The 15,653-nt window shown below is 52.9% G+C and carries 17 protein-coding genes and 3 pseudogenes; 5 read left to right on the plus strand and 15 right to left on the minus strand.

Translation table 11 applies throughout. From position 1 onward, the window contains the following. Positions 1–5 precede the first annotated feature (5 nt). The 7 genes from SD71_RS20000 to SD71_RS20030 form a co-directional block, all read right to left on the minus strand. Positions 6–683 carry a stage III sporulation protein AF gene (locus SD71_RS20000; protein WP_041067254.1) on the minus strand — a complete coding sequence of 226 codons (678 nt, stop codon included), beginning with the start codon at positions 681–683 and terminating at the stop codon, positions 6–8. Positions 684–728: 45 nt separating this feature from the next. Beyond that, a complete protein-coding gene (gene spoIIIAE / locus SD71_RS20005; RefSeq protein ID WP_041067256.1) occupies positions 729–1,973 on the minus strand; it encodes a stage III sporulation protein AE in 1,245 nt (414 codons plus the stop codon). A 27-nt stretch (positions 1,974–2,000) separates the two neighbouring features. Beyond that, the gene (gene spoIIIAD / locus SD71_RS20010; RefSeq protein WP_041067259.1) at positions 2,001–2,390 is read right to left on the minus strand and encodes a stage III sporulation protein AD; all 390 of its coding nucleotides are present in this window, start codon (positions 2,388–2,390) and stop codon (positions 2,001–2,003) included. Positions 2,391–2,400: 10 nt separating this feature from the next. Beyond that, the gene (gene spoIIIAC / locus SD71_RS20015) at positions 2,401–2,604 is read right to left on the minus strand and encodes a stage III sporulation protein AC (RefSeq protein ID WP_019007235.1); all 204 of its coding nucleotides are present in this window, start codon (positions 2,602–2,604) and stop codon (positions 2,401–2,403) included. Between the two features lie 18 nt (positions 2,605–2,622). Then, complete coding sequence (spoIIIAB, locus tag SD71_RS20020; protein WP_041067264.1) at positions 2,623–3,150, minus strand: stage III sporulation protein SpoIIIAB; 528 nt, start codon at positions 3,148–3,150, stop codon at positions 2,623–2,625. After that, on the minus strand, positions 3,143–4,210 hold the full coding sequence (gene spoIIIAA, locus SD71_RS20025; protein ID WP_082034373.1) for a stage III sporulation protein AA: 1,068 nt from the start codon (positions 4,208–4,210) through the stop codon (positions 3,143–3,145). Before spoIIIAA ends, spoIIIAB begins: the two co-directional genes overlap by 8 nt. Positions 4,211–4,311: 101 nt before the next feature. Continuing rightward, positions 4,312–4,581, minus strand: a complete 270-nt coding sequence (locus SD71_RS20030) for a YqhV family protein (RefSeq protein ID WP_041067267.1) — start codon at positions 4,579–4,581, stop codon at positions 4,312–4,314. 182 nt (positions 4,582–4,763) lie between these two features. Between SD71_RS20030 and comA the strand changes: the two genes are divergently transcribed. Both comA and SD71_RS20040 read left to right on the plus strand, forming a co-directional pair. Beyond that, positions 4,764–5,585 carry a phosphosulfolactate synthase gene (gene comA / locus SD71_RS20035; RefSeq protein ID WP_041067270.1) on the plus strand — a complete coding sequence of 274 codons (822 nt, stop codon included), beginning with the start codon at positions 4,764–4,766 and terminating at the stop codon, positions 5,583–5,585. Positions 5,586–5,694: 109 nt separating this feature from the next. Beyond that, on the plus strand, positions 5,695–6,153 hold the full coding sequence (locus SD71_RS20040; protein WP_041067273.1) for a DUF441 domain-containing protein: 459 nt from the start codon (positions 5,695–5,697) through the stop codon (positions 6,151–6,153). Between the two features lie 67 nt (positions 6,154–6,220). Here SD71_RS20040 and SD71_RS20045 read toward each other — a convergent pair whose 3' ends face one another. From SD71_RS20045 to aroQ, 4 genes and pseudogenes are all read right to left on the minus strand, one after another. Then, the gene (locus SD71_RS20045; RefSeq protein ID WP_041067276.1) at positions 6,221–7,474 is read right to left on the minus strand and encodes an aspartate kinase; all 1,254 of its coding nucleotides are present in this window, start codon (positions 7,472–7,474) and stop codon (positions 6,221–6,223) included. Between the two features lie 187 nt (positions 7,475–7,661). Then, the gene (gene efp / locus SD71_RS20050; RefSeq protein WP_041067279.1) at positions 7,662–8,219 is read right to left on the minus strand and encodes an elongation factor P; all 558 of its coding nucleotides are present in this window, start codon (positions 8,217–8,219) and stop codon (positions 7,662–7,664) included. Between the two features lie 35 nt (positions 8,220–8,254). Then, positions 8,255–9,329: pseudogene (locus tag SD71_RS20055) on the minus strand (M24 family metallopeptidase). 29 nt (positions 9,330–9,358) lie between these two features. After that, positions 9,359–9,796 carry a type II 3-dehydroquinate dehydratase gene (gene aroQ / locus SD71_RS20060; RefSeq protein WP_041067282.1) on the minus strand — a complete coding sequence of 146 codons (438 nt, stop codon included), beginning with the start codon at positions 9,794–9,796 and terminating at the stop codon, positions 9,359–9,361. Positions 9,797–10,000: 204 nt separating this feature from the next. On the opposite strand from aroQ, the gene SD71_RS20065 reads away from it, so the two are divergent. Together SD71_RS20065 and SD71_RS20070 are read left to right on the plus strand one after the other, a co-directional pair. Beyond that, on the plus strand, positions 10,001–10,936 hold the full coding sequence (locus SD71_RS20065; protein WP_041067285.1) for a DUF1385 domain-containing protein: 936 nt from the start codon (positions 10,001–10,003) through the stop codon (positions 10,934–10,936). A gap of 13 nt (positions 10,937–10,949) precedes the next feature. Continuing rightward, a complete protein-coding gene (locus SD71_RS20070; protein ID WP_041067288.1) occupies positions 10,950–11,258 on the plus strand; it encodes a hypothetical protein in 309 nt (102 codons plus the stop codon). Here the strand turns inward: SD71_RS20070 and SD71_RS20075 are convergent. Both SD71_RS20075 and mntR read right to left on the minus strand, forming a co-directional pair. After that, positions 11,203–12,291: a patatin-like phospholipase family protein gene (locus tag SD71_RS20075; RefSeq protein ID WP_326998798.1), complete on the minus strand. Its 1,089-nt coding sequence runs from the start codon at positions 12,289–12,291 to the stop codon at positions 11,203–11,205. The two genes, SD71_RS20070 and SD71_RS20075, sit on opposite strands and share 56 nt — an antisense overlap. A gap of 144 nt (positions 12,292–12,435) precedes the next feature. Next, positions 12,436–12,858 (minus strand): transcriptional regulator MntR, encoded by a 423-nt coding sequence (mntR, locus tag SD71_RS20080; RefSeq protein WP_041067291.1) that lies wholly within the window; start codon positions 12,856–12,858, stop codon positions 12,436–12,438. A gap of 195 nt (positions 12,859–13,053) precedes the next feature. Between mntR and splB the strand changes: the two are divergent. Then, positions 13,054–14,119: pseudogene (splB, locus tag SD71_RS20085) on the plus strand (spore photoproduct lyase). Positions 14,120–14,121: 2 nt separating this feature from the next. Here splB and SD71_RS20090 read toward each other — a convergent pair. Both SD71_RS20090 and SD71_RS20095 read right to left on the minus strand, forming a co-directional pair. Continuing rightward, positions 14,122–14,829, minus strand: a complete 708-nt coding sequence (locus SD71_RS20090) for a cytochrome c biogenesis CcdA family protein (protein WP_041067294.1) — start codon at positions 14,827–14,829, stop codon at positions 14,122–14,124. Between the two features lie 18 nt (positions 14,830–14,847). Continuing rightward, a pseudogene (locus tag SD71_RS20095) lies at positions 14,848–15,649 on the minus strand (metal ABC transporter permease). Positions 15,650–15,653 lie beyond the last annotated feature (4 nt).

The following is a 15,653-nucleotide window of genomic DNA, read 5'->3' on the forward strand; positions in this document are numbered from 1 at the left end:
GCCGCCTAACGGTGCAGAGCTTGCCGGACTTCAACGATCTCGGCTGCAATGCCGAATCTGCTGGAGATGAACTCCGATATACGCAGCTGGGTCGGACGATCGGCGGGCGTTTCCTCCGAGTCTTGCGGTGTCTCGGCGGCTGGCTGCTCTTCATCCCGCGGCCAGGCGTTCACTGAGACGTCTATGTTAACTTCCGCAACCGGTATCACGTCGCCGATCGGGGGAGGTTCGCCGGCGGGCCGGGAATCATCCTGTTCCGGCTCAAGCAGAACCGTCACCGTGTCTACCGTCCATTTGCCGTCGGCAGTTCGTGTCGTCTGCACGTCAACTTTGCGAACCTTGCAATTCTCATTCTGCTCCACTTCATTCTGGATCGCTGCCGCAAGTCTCGCAGACACGAGGTCAGCGGCCTGTATGTCTTGCTTGTCGCGCAACCTCTCACCTTCTTTCTCGATCATTGCCAGCTGATCGGCGGATCCTGCAGGCACTTGCTGCACGCCTTCCATTCCTGCCGCCAACTGGCTGCTGAAATCGCCTTTCACCCATTGCAGAACCGGTCCTGCCACAGTCAGCAAAATGAACAGCCCGGCGACCAGCCGCACATAACGCTGCATGGTGCGGTTGGGAAGCAGCAGATCCACGAGCGATGCGAGGAGGATGACGGCAATGATTTGGCGAAGCAACCGGCCAGCGCATCCATCAATGCCATATCGGTATTCCCCTCTCCTCTAGCGCATCATCAGCGCGGCGTTGCCGGCAGTCAAAATGATCGTTACGGCAAGGAAGAACATCAATCCTACCGCCGCGAGAGCCGCAAACACATACAGCAAGGTTTTTCCTATCGTCTGCAGGCATTGCACGATCGGCGAATCTCCCATAGGCTGCATGACCGCTCCCGCAACATTGAAGATCAGTGCCAGCGTTAATATTTTGAGAGCCGGGAACGCGCAAAGAAAGAGTAAGATGATTACGCCTGCCAATCCTACGGCATTTTTCACGAGTAAGCTGGCTGACATTACGGTGTCTGCGGCATCCGAGAACATACGTCCTACGACCGGCACGAAATTGCCGGTGACGAATTTGGCGGTGCGCAGTGCGACTCCATCCGTTACGGCTCCGGCGGCTCCTTGAATCGAGAGTACTCCCAAAAACGCTGTAAGCATTCCGCCCATGATCCAAGTGCCGGCGTTGCGAAGCAAATTCGCCAGCTGAGTGACCTTGTACCGATCCGTAATGGAGCTCACAAGGTGAAGCACCGCCGAGAAGAACAGCAAGGGAAACACGACCAGGTGAATGAATGTGCCGATCGCATTGACCATGAAGACGATTAGAGGATGCATTATAGCGACGGAGGTCACACCGCCGGTGCCGGCGAGCAAGGTCAGCAGCAGCGGAACCATGGCCAGCATGAACTGGACCATATTGCCGATCGCATCGCCGGCATAGGAGGTGGCGGTGCGGAAGCTGTTGACGGCGAGAATAATAAGTACCATGTAAGCGATGGCGTACGCCACTTTGCTGACGGTGTTGCGTTCGAAAGCGTTCTGCATCGTCTCGAGCAGCAGGGTGAAGACCGTAAGGAGCACGATCGTTACGAGCAGCTTGCTGCTGTACAGCACTTCGTGCAGAAAAAACCTGACGACTCCGAACAGTGCCTGGCCGAGGCTCCAACTCTCTCCATCGGGAAACATCAACCTTCGGAGCTCGGGCAGCTTGCCTTCCGGGAAATACCCGCCGTATTGAGCCTTTAAGTCCATCCAATATTTCTCGATCTGCTGGAGATTGACATCCTCCGATTGCCGTTTGGCAAGTGTCTCCGCAACTTCAGGCTGCGAGGTTGTCCCTTGAACGGCATCGCCGGCGCCGGGTTCTCCGGTGAAAGCGTCCGCTGTCAAGCCTCCAGCCAAGATGAAGAACATCGTCACAAGCAGCAGGATTCCTCTGCGTATCCAAATCCTCGTCTGCCGGCGCATGTTCTCCCCCCATTCCTCGCAATCCCGTCACACCGGCAGCAAATTCAACACCGTTTCGACGATGACGCTGATAATGGGCACCGCCATGACGAGAATAAGCATCTTACCGGCAAACTCAATTTTGGATGCAATGCTCTCCAATCCGGCGTCCCTGACGATCTGAGCCCCGAATTCCGCGATATAGGCGATTCCGATAATCTTTAACATCGTCTTCAGGTATACGGAAGGTATGCCTGAGCGATCGGCCAGATCTTCCAATACGGATACCACGTCGCCGATCTTGCCGATGAGCGATAGAAAGATGGCCACACCGACAAACACCGCGAGCAGATAGGCGAACATCGGTTTTTGTTCCCGTATGACCAGAATGAGTACGGTTGCGAGAAAGCCGATGCCGACGATTTGAAGGATATCCACCGATCCTCACCTACTGGAAAAGAAATATCGTTTTGATTTCCTGAAACAAATCGTTCAGCAGGCGAACAACCATGAACAACACGACTACAAATCCGATTACGGTTACCCAATGTGCCATATCTTCCTTGCCCATCTGCTTCAACACCGTATGAATCATCGCCACGATAATGCCGATGCCGGCGATTTGGAAAATGGTGCTGACGTCGATGTTCATCGTTGCGGCCCCCCTGTATTAAATGAGCAGAATGACGACCAGGGCGGCCCCGAGCACCCCCAGACTGCGGCTCAGCTTTTCATATCGCTGCTGATCCTCGCGTGCGGTCGTTTCTTCCGCCTGCAGCTGCAGCATGGCGAGCCGGATATGTTTCAGCTGTTCCTCACGGCCGCTGCCGCCGAGTGTGGCTCCCAACCGGAGGAAAGCTTCCCGCTCCGCCTCTTTCATTGCGGTGGAGGGCCATCCGGCGTTAACCGCCCTTTGCCAGCATTCGCTGACGGTTTCTCCGGCCCCGGAGGCCTCAGGACGAAGGGACCGGGAAATGTCGGCGAAAATACGGCTCATGGGGACAGGAACCAGTTCCGATATTCTGGACAAAGCCTCGGCAAGCGGGGTTTGTCCGTAGCTGATTTCCGTTTCAAGCCGCTGGAGCGCATGAAGCACCTGCCGGATTTGCCGCGGGCGGGCCGCGAATTTTGCGGCTTGAAGGAAACCGATCATCGTACCCGCGAAGAGAATCAAAAGGATACCCGCGAACTTAATCATGGCCGTCACCTGCTCCAGCATGCGGATCGGGAGCACGAATGCGCACGTTAGGAGCATCGCGCGGAGCCGCTCCGGCACGCGAACGGTACCGGCGCGCCGCCTCTGCAGCCGCTTCTTCAGCCGATACGATCCGGTGCAGCACCTTCCCTCCGCTTCGCGACAGAAGAACATAGGAACCGAACACACCGTCCGCCGCGAGACGCGACAATACCGGGCGGGCAAACACGTCTTCAAGATCCGAAGCATGTGCGGTAGCCAGTACTCGAACGCCGGCATGAATGGCTTCATTCAGAGCCGCCGCATCCTCAGTCCGTCCGATTTCATCGACGACGATAATTTCCGGAGAAAGCGATCTGACCATCATCATGATGCCTTCCGCTTTCGGACATGCATCCAACACATCGCAGCGCGGGCCTAGATCAAATGTCGGAACCCCCCGCTCACTGGCTGCGATTTCCGAACGCTCGTCTACAATGCCGACCTTGCGTCCGCCCCAGCCCATTGCCGAAGGATGATTCCACTCTCCCGAGCTGATGCATCTCGCCAAGTCCCGGATCAGCGTTGTTTTCCCTTGCTGCGGAGCGGATACGATGAGTGTGTGCCGAATCGTCTTCGCCTTAAAGTCCAGCAAGCCGGGCAGCACCCCCGAACCAAAACCGATCCGCGCACGCGCGATTCGAACGTTAAAACCTGCGATGTCCCGCAGGTAGGCGACAGACCCTTTTTCCAGCACCGTCCTGCCGGCGAGACCGATCCGATGACCTCCCGACACGGTAACGAAACCTCTGCGCAGCTCTTCCTCCACCGCGTAAAGGGAGTGGTTCGTAACTCTTTCGAGGAACGCCCGGCATTCTTCGCGCCCAGGAATAAAACTCGCTCGATGGTCGTCTGTCAGCGTTCCATCCGCTCGAACAAAAGACGTTCGGCTTCCGTAGCTGATTTCAAGCGGACGTTGTTCGCGTATGCGTATTTCCTCCAACGTATCAGACGCCTGTATCGGAATTTTCTCCAACACGGTGCGCAGCGCAGCCGGGAATAAATCCATTAAGGCCTGCGGCATCGGGGACCCCCTTTCCGACAGAAGTTGTCCTTTGCTTGTTCATATGTATGGCTCGGACAAAAGGATTATGCATGCTTGGCCGGCGCCGAACCGGCTATCGTTCACTTTCGCAAAATTCCGATCAGCAAGCAGGATACCCCCGCCGCGATCCAAATGAATTTAACCGGCGAAAGCTTGTCCGACAAACCGACCAGCCCGATTGTCGTAGTCGAGATAAGAATGAGCGGTCCCACTAAAGCGAGCATCGAATTAATGATCAGCGCTTTTTGAACGTCATTAAACCGAAGCATCACGAATGCCGCTGTCAGCTCGATACTGCCGGATAATATCCGAAGCAACGCCATACTAAAAGCCGCTTTATCCATACGCATTTCCCCTTCTGATCTTGTCCTTCTCCGATTGTATGCAGGCAGGCCGGGCAACTTGTCTGAGTCCTGCGATTTTCTGCGCTTACCGGCGGCGCTTGTCAGGGCACCTAACAATAGGCTGATGCATATATTGGCTTTGTGAAATCCACCCCTCCCATTCTTTGATCAAGCGAGGAGAGACGCCTATGGAAAAGACACTTAGCCCCGCGTGGCCTAAAGCTTTGTGCGATCCCAGCGGACGCAGGCAAGCTAAACCTCGTGATAAGGGCTGCACGATGGTAATCGACAAAGGCCTCGGACTTGGAGCTTTTGCGGATTTACTGGACACGTCCGGAGACTATATTGACATCGTCAAATTCGGCTTCGGCACATCACCGCTGTACCCGCTGCATATATTGCGCGAAAAGATCGAGCTTGCTTTGCGTCATGGAATGACGGTAATACCGGGCGGGACACTGCTGGAAACCGCCGTGAAGCTGGATTTAGTGCCGGCGTTCTTCCACCAGGTGACATCTGTGGGCTTTAACGGCATTGAAGTTTCAGACGGCACGATCTCATTGGACCGCGAGCAGCGAAACGAGTTGATAAAGGAAGGGGTGGCTCTCGGGCTGCGGGTGTTTACGGAATACGGAAAAAAGATATTCGGCTCGCGCATTAATGTGAAGGATTTCGCCGAAACCGCCGAACAGGATTTATTGTGCGGCGCGGATCTGGTCACGGTTGAGGCCAGGGAATCGGGCAGAGGCGTCGGCTTGTTCGACGAAAGGGGTGACTGCCGCGAGGGGGACCTGAACGTGATCTTGAATGTAATGCCTAATTTGAACCGTGTTCTGTGGGAAGCCCCGTTGAAGGAACAGCAAGTGGCGTTGATCAAATCACTCGGCCCGGATGTGCATCTGGGTAATATTCCGGTACAGGACGTGATCGCATTGGAGACGATGCGGCGCGGACTGCGATCCGATACGTTTGAATTACAGCGCACCGTGGCTGTAGATTATATGATCTGATCCACACGGCTTACAAGCCTCGCGTTCTAAACGCGGGGCTTGTTCCATATCGTGTTAAAAAGAAATACCGCCCATCGGGCGGCACCCACTGAGGGAGCGTGTCGCATACATGAACGGAGAGCTGGTGCTGGTCGCACTTATTGTAATCGGTCTATTAGGCCGTTCACCTATTATCACGACCGCCGCCTGCATCCTATTAATCGTCAAGCTGGTGCACCTGCAAAGATACTTGCCGTCCATTGAAAGGCGCGGCATGGAATTCGGACTGCTGTTCCTCACTTTGGCGGTTCTGGTTCCTTTCGCATCAGGCCGTGTCCAGCTGAAGGACATCGTTGGAGCCTTGACCAGCTGGGTAGGATGGGTTGCGCTTGCGGGAGGCGCGATTGCCACTTATCTTAACAGCCGGGGATTAGACTTGTTGAAAGTGGACCCGCAGCTCATCGTGGGCATTGTGATCGGGTCGATCTCGGGTATCATTTTCTTAAGAGGAATTCCCGTCGGACCTTTGATGGCTGCCGGGCTGACCGCATTGCTGCTCAAGATCATCTCGTTCATTGTCGGCAAGTAGACAACAAAAACGCCCTTCCCGTTTGTCTTACGACAAGGAGAAGGGCTGTTAAAACATGAATATTCGGTTACCTGCGTTCTTGAGGACCGCCGACGAAAGCTGTTTCAGCCGTATCCAAGCCATAAGCGGTGTGAAGCGCACGAACGACTTCCTGCACCGGTTCGGCGGCAATGACGCACGAAACTTTAATTTCAGAAGTGCTTACCATCTTGATACTGACACCGGCCTTGGAGATCGCCTCGAACATTTTTGCGGCTACCCCCGGATTCGACACCATGCCCGCGCCGACAATCGACACTTTGACGAGGTTCTCTTCGAAAGTCGCCTCGCGGTAAGGAACTTCGGTATTAATACCTGCAATTACATCAAGTGCGCGAGCCCGGTCAGCCAACGATACTGTAAAAGAAAAGTCCGCTTTGCCGTGCATTACACCACTTTGAACGATAATATCGACATCGATGCCTGCCGCCGCGAGGGCTCCGAACATTCTGGCGAGCACGCCAGGAGTATCCTCAACGCCCAACACACTGATGCGGGCAACGTTCTTATCAAATGCGATTCCCCGTACCACAATGCCCTGTTCCATTTCCGCTTCCTCCCTGACCAACGTTCCTTCATTTTGCGTGAAGCTTGAGCGTACGACAAGATTGACTTTATAAAGCTTCGCATATTCCACGGCGCGGGGATGAAGCACCGCAGCGCCAAGATGAGCTAACTCCAGCATTTCATCGTAAGAGATGACATCTAACTTCCGCGCACATTTAACGACACGCGGATCCGTTGAATAAATGCCGTCTACGTCCGTGTAGATTTCGCATACATCGGCGCCCACCGCTGCGGCGAGCGCTACGGCAGTCGTATCGGAGCCGCCCCGGCCGAGTGTCGTGATTTCTCCGTTCTCCGACATTCCTTGGAATCCGGCAACGATGACGATGCAGCCCTGATCAAGCGCGGTATGAATACGCGCCGGCGATATATCGTTGATCTTGGCTTTGCTGTGGACTTCTTCCGTGACGATTCCTGCCTGCCAGCCTGTAAAAGACTTGGCTTCATGTCCGATCTTATGGATCGCCATCGATAACAGTGCAACCGAGATCTGCTCTCCGGTTGTCAGCAGCATATCCATTTCTCTGGATGGCGGGTTATCATTCAATTCTCTCGCTTTATCAATGAGATCATCCGTTGTATCTCCCATCGCCGACACAACGACAACGACTCGGTGGCCCTGCAGCTTCTTGTCTACGATCCGCTGCGCAACGCGTGCCATCCGCTCCGTGGTGCCGACGGAACTTCCGCCGAATTTCATCACGATCAACGACACCGATAGTCACTCCTCAAAAGAACTTCTGCATACAGCAGTCTATTATAACATAATAATATTGGGCCAAAAACTATAACTTTTATCTAAGAATTTGAGCGCAGCACACACGCAAAAAAAGAAAAAACAAAATAAAAAAACCTTGTTAATACCGCGGCTATGCGGCAGTAACAAGGTTTTTTCGAGCTTGTTATGCGCGGGACATGTAACGTCCTTCACGCGTGTCGATGGAGAGTACGTCGCCTTCGTTAATAAACATAGGGACTTGTACGCTATATCCCGTCTCCAGCTTAGCATTCTTAGTTGCGCCGGTTGCGGTGTTGCCTTTGATTCCGGGCTCGGTCTCGATAACTTTGAGATCTACGCTGTTGGGAATCGTGATCCCGATAATTTCACCTTGGTAGCTGGAGATGTTAACGGTCATGTTCTCCTTGAGGAAGTTGACCTCCCACTCCAATTGCTTCTTGTCGAGATTGAATTGATCGTAGGTTTCGTTGTCCATGAACGTGTACTCGGAACCGGAGTTGTACAAATATTGTACGCCGCGGTTCTCGACGTGAGCGCGTCCGACGTTCTCGCCGGCACGGAAGGTTTTCTCAACAACGTTACCGTTACGCAGGTTCTTCAGCTTGGAGCGGACGAACGCCGCGCCTTTGCCCGGTTTTACGTGCTGAAAGTCGAGAACGGAGTAAATATCGCCGTCCACCTCAATTGATACGCCTGTTTTAAAGTCGTTTACGGAAATCACTGCAAAATTCCCTCCTGTAGAGACGCCGCTCCCAATTAGTCCAGAATGATCAGGTGCTTAGGTGAGCGGGTAAGTATTTGGATTCCGGTATCTGTCAGTATTACATCGTCCTCGATCCTTACCCCTCCGAAACCGGGGAGGTAAATGCCGGGCTCGACCGTAACCGCCATGCCGGGGGTTAAAACGATATCGCCTGTTAACGACAGCCGAGGCGCCTCATGAATTTCCATTCCGAGTCCATGGCCCGTCCCATGGCCAAAATATTCACCATAACCATACCTTGTGATGATATCCCGCGTCAAGGCATCGCCTTCCATCCCCGTCATACCGGGAGCCAGATGGTCGAGTGCGTACTGCTGCGCTTCTTTGACGATGTCATAAATCTCTTTATGCTTATCGGAAGGTTTGCCTACAACTACCGTACGAGTAATATCCGAGCAATATCCTTTGTAATATGCCCCAAAATCAAGTTTCACGAATTCATCTCGGCCGATAACACGGTCGCTTGCGACGCCGTGCGGCAGCGCAGAACGTTCGCCGGAAGCTACGATTGTGTCAAATGAAGAGCTCGTTGCTCCCTGACTGCGCATGAACACTTCCAGCTCCAGAGCGATTGCGGCTTCAGTAACACCGGGTTTGATATAGCTCTGAATATGTGCGAATGCGCGATCCGCCAGATCGGCGGCCTCCTGCATGATCGCGACTTCGCCTTCGTCCTTGACCATCCTCAAGCCTTCGACGATTCCGCCTTGCAGGTTTAAGCTTCACAGGATCGAAAGCTTTCGTCAGATTGGAATAGGCGGCGAAGGTGACATCCCGGTCTTCAAACAATAGAACCTGTACGCCCCATTGCCGCAATAGTTGCGCTACCGTTACATTGACGTCTGCACCATGCTCGACAATGTCGAAGCCTTTCACTTGCTCGGCGGCCTGCGCCCGATAACGAAAATCCGTTAGAAACGCCGCACGGTCCTGAGAAATGAGCACGACACCGGAAGTACCCGTAAAGCCGGTCAAATATCTGCGATTAATCGCGTGGGTTACGAGCAGAGCGTCTCCGCCTGATTTGGCAATCAGTTCCCGTAACCGGGTTACACGAGCGTTTGACATTATACAATTCCCTCACTCTCTAGCCAGAGCTATGATTTAATATGCCGGCACAGCGCTTGCAGCCCCAGTTCGTAACTATGAGGGCCGAAACCGGCAATTTGTCCGATCGTTACCGGCGCTGTTACGGAGGTGTGCCGAAACTGTTCCCGCTGATGAATGTTGGACATATGTACTTCCACAGCAGGAACGCTTACTGACGATAAAGCGTCTCGTAACGCATAGCTGTAATGGGTCAATGCTCCGGGATTGATAAGGATGCCGTCATGCCTCCCATGTGCCCCGTGAATTTGATCGATTAGAGAACCTTCGTGGTTGGACTGATAAAAATGCAATTCGACTCCCAGTGTTTCTGCCAGCGCACGCAGCCGCAATTCGATCTCGGAGAGGGTGAAAGATCCGTAGACGCCGGGCTCCCGGACGCCCAACATGTTGAGATTCGGACCGTTTAACACCAAAATGCTGAGCATGACCTTTCTCCTCCCGTTACCGGTATCACGGATGAATGTTGATCGCCGATCCGCTTCCGGTAAACCTCTCCAGAGATTGTATCATACGGGGCGCTTCCAAGAAAACTATCCGGTGGCATTCTGCACTGCAATCCTGTAAAATAGATATACTTGGGTATTGCTTCCGGGCAGCCCCAGAGCCTATTAGAAGCAGGTGACAGATGAATGTCTCAACAACCGACCGCAGTCTATGGCGGACAGGCTGTAATAGAAGGCGTTATGTTTGCCGGTAAACATGTTCATGTAACGGCAGTACGCCGCAAGGACCAGCAGATCAGTTTTTTTGAAGTACCGAAAAAGCCGCAGAATTTTTTGCAAAAGCTCAAGAAGATTCCGTTTATCCGGGGAATCATCGGAATTGTTGAATCCGCAGCCAAAGGGTCGCAGCATTTGACCTATTCCGCCGAAATGTACGCGGAAGACGAGTCGGGCCCTGAGGAAGCCGCCAAACAGAAGGAAAAGAGCGGTTGGAACCTTACGATGATCCTCGGCGTGGCTGTTGTGGGTGTACTCTCTTTTATTATAGGCAAACTCGTGTTCACTCTTGTTCCGACATTTTTAGAAAGTATGATCTTTGGACACGCATTTACGAATAAGATATTGCACAACCTGTTGGAAGGCGTTATCAAAATCATATTCTTGCTCATCTATCTCTGGTTCATTTCACAGACTCCGCTCATCAAAAGACTGTTTCAATATCACGGCGCGGAACATAAAGTCATCAGCGCTTTTGAAGCCGGATCCGAACTCACCGTGGACTCGGTGCAGAAGTACAGCCGCCTGCATTACCGGTGCGGCAGCAGCTTTATTATTTTCACAGTGCTGGTCGGCATTATCATCTATTCGTTCTTTGATTGGCAATCGTTGACCGAACGCGTAATACAACGGATCGTACTGCTGCCGGTCGTGTTGGGAGTCTCCTATGAGGTTCTAAGATGGACGAACGCGCTTCGGGATATACCGGTTTTGAAATGGCTAGGCGCACCGGGTCTGTGGCTGCAGCTGCTCACGACCAAAGAACCGAGTGACGATCAGGTCGCCGTATCCATTGCTTCGTTTAACCGGATGAGAGAGTTGGACCGGCAGGTTAACCCATCCTAAGGGAGGTAATCCTATGCGAAGCCGAATTCACCCCTGGTTCACCATCGTGCTCGCGCTGATGGCAATCGGACTAGTAAGCATGTTGCTTAACGGGGGAGCCCAGAGTTTAATCATTCCCCTGATAATTGTGGCTATCGTATTCCTGCTGTATAAATTTCCGCCTGACCGTTGGAGGAAGCCCCGCTACCGGGGTTATTCTCCGGGTCCGAACCGTCCTCAACCTTTGCGGACCGCCGCTAAACCGGCCAAACGTAAAGCGTCGCCTTTTACCGTGATCGAGGGGCGCAAGAACAAAGAAGATGAACCGCCGCGGTACCACTGAATATAAGCATAGAAAACGCGTGACCGGCATATGCAGAGCTGCCGGTCACGCGTTTTTTTTGCGGCTGCGATTTGATAGAAATGTTCAACATACCGGATCTCGGGTTCCAGCAGTTGAAAAATTTCTGACCCGCCGACAGACCTGACTGATACAGCTTTTCACTCATTTCAGGACTAACATTGAATTGTGTCGTAGAAACGCCCAGCGTCGGTATTTTGATCGTGCGAATCCGGTTCTGGCGTTCGATATACCGCTCGTCATGGGCGCTCATCATCGTATCGAACATCGCTTGAAGCATGGTGAACGGTCCTGATATACGATGCGGCTGAGCTTCGGAACGCCCAACCATTTGGAAGCCGATGACCGGAATCGGGGACCCCGACAGGACATCGTTCTCGAACAACCAAAGCGGAAAATTGCTTAACAGCCCCCCATCGACAACATACGATATTTTCGCGGCTTTCAGAGCCCCTTTGGACCGGTGAATTTTAAAACGGAGGGGCTCCCGGAGGACGACCGGATCGAAAAAATAAGGAATGCTGCAGCTCATTCGAACAGCTCTTGCCACCGGGAACCGGTTGGGATCCAGTCCGTAGGCCGCAACATCCTGCGGCAGGACAAGCAGCTTGCCGTTCGTAATATCCGAAGCGATGATCCGCAGCTTCCCCGGCGGCAGATCCCCGAACACACGAACGCCTCTCGCGGCCAGAAGCTCGCTCACCCACTGTTCAAGGCCGTCAGCGGAATATAATCCTTTACGCAAAAATAAACGGACGGCAGGCCCGATAATTTTCGTGTTAAAAATGGCCGCCCGCTTCAAGAAGGAGCTAAAAGGCGTGGATTCGATAATTTGCTTCATTTCCGCACCGGAATACCCGGTTGCAATCATAGCGGCGACGATACTGCCGGAAGATGTGCCTGCGAGCCTGTTAAAGCGTATTCCGCACATTTCAGCCGCACGTACCGCGCCGGCCAAAGATATCCCTTTGACTCCTCCGCCCTCGAACACCGCATTAACAGGAATGACCTGCATGAGGAATCCCCTCCGCTTGATCAGCGCTAGCATACGCTCTCGCTTTCAACATATGCCGCATCGTTTCCCGCTAATACAATTAAAAAGCCGTTCCTTCCGCACGCACAGTACGGCAGAGAACGGCTTTTATGTATAGATTGACTGTCAATCGTTGTCCAGCTCGGATCGTATTTTACGAAGTTCGTCGCCCCGCAATGCATCCCGTTCAAAATACTCTACCAACGTTTCAATACAGGTGATCGAGTCCCAACTGAGATGATGCTCGATTCCTTCCACGTCGCGATAGATATTCTCCTCCTGGACACCGATTATTTTCAAAAACGACTCCAGAAGGTGATGACGGTCCACAAGCCGTTTGCCCATCTTCTTACCCTTGTTCGTCAAGACAAGACCGCGATATTTTTCATAAATCAAGTAGTTGTCTTTGTCCAGCTTCTGGATCATCTTCGTTACCGATGAGGGATGGACTTCCAATCCTTCGGCGATGTCGGACACACGGGCGTATCCTTTCTCGTCGATCAACCGGTAAATCCGTTCCAGATAGTCTTCCATGCTTGGGGTCGGCAAAGCGAATCCCCCTTTCTTGCCTCTCGAATGCCGTTTCCGGCGGATAAGACTGCACCCTATCGCCGCACTTAAGATATCATACACCGCAGTCCGGGCAGGAGCAAGTCTCAATGCCTAATATGGAATCAGTGCGACGTTTTTGTCGCATATTAGGGAAACAGACCGGTTACATACGGAAAGGATGACATGTTTTCGATGACCGCTACAGTAATGGTTCCTCCGCGCGTTCCCAGGGAGACCGGGTTATTCGTGCCGGAGCTCGTATACTTCGAGCCCGCTGCTCTCGATTACCTGAAAGGCCGGAAAATTATGGAATGGGTGAAAGAGCGGGGTCTGCCTTATCAAATGACGACGTCTCACAACCGGATTACGAATCTGCCGGGAGAAACGGAGCTTGAAAAGTATAAAATTGCAAAACGCACGCTTGTGGTAGGTGTTCGCAAAACGCTTAAATTCGATCAATCCAAGCCGTCAGCCGAGTACGCTTTGCCGATTGCAACCGGCTGTATGGGCCACTGCCATTATTGCTATTTGCAGACGACGTTAGGCGGAAAGCCGTATATCCGCGTTTATGTGAATATGGATGACATATTAGATGCTGCTGAAAATTATATCAAAGAGCGCGCGCCGGAGATTACCCGTTTTGAAGCCGCGTGTACGTCTGATCCCATCGGGCTCGAGCATCTAACCGGGTCGCTGGCAGAGGCGATCACCTTTATGGCTGACCAGCCCCTTGGCCGTCTTCGCTTCGTGACCAAATATCATCACGTCGACTCTCTCCTGCCGCTGCGGCATAACGGACACACCCGTATCCGGTTCAGCGTGAACGCCGATTATGTGATCAAGAATTTCGAGCCTGCCACCTCGCGATTCCACGAGAGAATCGAAGCGGCGGGCAAAATCGCTCGGGCCGGTTATCCGCTTGGTTTCATCATTGCGCCGATCATCTGGTACGACGATTGGCAGCAAGGCTACGGGGAGCTGCTGGCCAAGCTGGCTGAGGCTGTGCCTGCAGAAGCATGTCAGGATCTGACGTTCGAATTGATTCAGCACCGCTTCACGAAAACGGCGAAAACGACGATCGAGAAAAGATATCCCAAGAGCAAGCTGGAAATGGACGAGGCGAAGCGGAAGAAAAAATGGGGCGCTGGGGCAGCACAAATACGTGTATCCCGATGAACAAGCAGAGGCGCTGCGGGAGTTTATTACGGAGCGGATCTTCGAACATTTTCCCGCAGCTCGAATTGAGTATTTCACTTAGGCTCAGCCCAGCCACACCGGTGTAATTCTCTGCAAGTAAATGACGATATAGCTCATCCGGTCGGTAAACAACAGAATACCCATAAGGATCATCATAACGCCGCCGATTTTCATGAGCATATTTGAATATTTCAGTATCCATCGTGTAGATCCGAGGAAAAAAGCCAATGCGAAAAACGGCACCGCAAACCCCAGAGAGTAGGCCGTCGTCAGCCCTGCCCATGTACCGGGATTACTGGCGGCAAGCAGCAGGATCGAGCCCAGAATCGGACCTATGCAAGGGGACCATCCTGCGGAAAAACCGACTCCGAAAATGAATGAGCCGACGTATCCCGCAGGCTTCCACCGTATATTCAACTTTTTCTCTTTCATGAGCAGCTGGGGTTGAAAGATTCCCAGGAGAAAAAGGCCCATCAATACGATAAAGATGGCGGATATTTGCCGAATTGTATCTTGGTACTCTATGAAGGTGTCTGCCAGCGCATTGGCTCCGTACGCGAGCGCAAAGAAGACGACGGAAAAACCGAGAATGAAAAAGAGCGTGTGGCTCATGGTTTTGAAGCGCATGCTCGAGCTGGTATCCGTCTTGATCTGGCTTACGGAAACGCCTGTAATATAGGACAAATATGCCGGATAGAGCGGCAGGCAGCAAGGCGAAATAAATGAAGCAAACCCGGCGGCAAACGCAATTCCGATGTTAAGATCAGCCAAACCCGTACCTCCTCTCCGTTATACCCGGAAGGCGCGTGTCATGAGCGACATGGCCAGTATGCCGATCAACAGCATGACAACCGTTCCGCCCGGCGCCAAATTCCATATTCCAGCCATCCATAACCCCGTTAATACCGCAATCTCGCCGATAATGACGACCAGGATGACCGCCTGCTTAAAGCTGCGTGACAACGCCAAGCTGCAAGCTGCCGGTATGGTAAGCAGCGCGGACACGAGCAGCGCTCCGACGATTTTGATGGCTGCGCTTATAACCAGAGCCGTCAATATGCTGAGCATGATATTGAAATATTTCACGGGTAAACCGCTGACAGCGGCCGCATCCTCGTCAAATGTGAGCAGGAACAGCTCTTTTTTTATGCACGAGCACCATCGTCAGCACGATGACCGTAACACCCGCAATAACAGCCAGATCCGTACTGTTCAGCGTGTAGATGCTGCCGAACAAATAGGAGCTTACGTTTAAATTAAAACCTTTCCCTAACGTAAATAAGATCGAAGCCAACGCAATACCGGCTGACATAATGATGGCAATAGAGAGCTCTGCATAAGTTCGATAGGCACGCCGCAGCACTTCAATTGCGAATGAAGCTGCAATGGCGAACAAAAGACCGACCGCAACCGGGTAGACGTTAAGCAGGAAGCCGAGCGCCACACCCGCGATACTGACGTGCGCGAGCGTATCGCCGATCATCGCCAGCCGCCTGAGCACAAGGAAAAGCCCCATCAACGGGGCCGTTACCGCAATCAGTGCGCCGCCGATCAGCGCTCTTTGAAAAAATTCTAGAGTTAAAATATTCAAGCGG

The organism is Cohnella kolymensis (assembly GCF_000829465.1).
In the GTDB taxonomy this organism is placed as follows: domain Bacteria; phylum Bacillota; class Bacilli; order Paenibacillales; family Paenibacillaceae; genus Cohnella; species Cohnella kolymensis.

What these genes read in the sequence shown, in the direction of transcription:
- spoIIIAA (WP_082034373.1), bottom strand. Translation starts at nt 4,210, where the DNA reads ATGCCGCAGGCCTTAATGGATTTATTCCCGGCTGCGCTGCGCACCGTG.
- SD71_RS20070 (WP_041067288.1), top strand. Translation starts at nt 10,950, where the DNA reads ATGCGAAGCCGAATTCACCCCTGGTTCACCATCGTGCTCGCGCTGATG.
- aroQ (WP_041067282.1), bottom strand. Translation starts at nt 9,796, where the DNA reads ATGCTCAGCATTTTGGTGTTAAACGGTCCGAATCTCAACATGTTGGGC.
- spoIIIAB (WP_041067264.1), bottom strand. Translation starts at nt 3,150, where the DNA reads ATGATTAAGTTCGCGGGTATCCTTTTGATTCTCTTCGCGGGTACGATG.
- SD71_RS20075 (WP_326998798.1), bottom strand. Translation starts at nt 12,291, where the DNA reads ATGCAGGTCATTCCTGTTAATGCGGTGTTCGAGGGCGGAGGAGTCAAA.
- spoIIIAC (WP_019007235.1), bottom strand. Translation starts at nt 2,604, where the DNA reads ATGAACATCGACGTCAGCACCATTTTCCAAATCGCCGGCATCGGCATT.
- SD71_RS20030 (WP_041067267.1), bottom strand. Translation starts at nt 4,581, where the DNA reads ATGCGTATGGATAAAGCGGCTTTTAGTATGGCGTTGCTTCGGATATTA.
- comA (WP_041067270.1), top strand. Translation starts at nt 4,764, where the DNA reads ATGGAAAAGACACTTAGCCCCGCGTGGCCTAAAGCTTTGTGCGATCCC.
- SD71_RS20040 (WP_041067273.1), top strand. Translation starts at nt 5,695, where the DNA reads ATGAACGGAGAGCTGGTGCTGGTCGCACTTATTGTAATCGGTCTATTA.
- SD71_RS20065 (WP_041067285.1), top strand. Translation starts at nt 10,001, where the DNA reads ATGTCTCAACAACCGACCGCAGTCTATGGCGGACAGGCTGTAATAGAA.
- spoIIIAE (WP_041067256.1), bottom strand. Translation starts at nt 1,973, where the DNA reads ATGCGCCGGCAGACGAGGATTTGGATACGCAGAGGAATCCTGCTGCTT.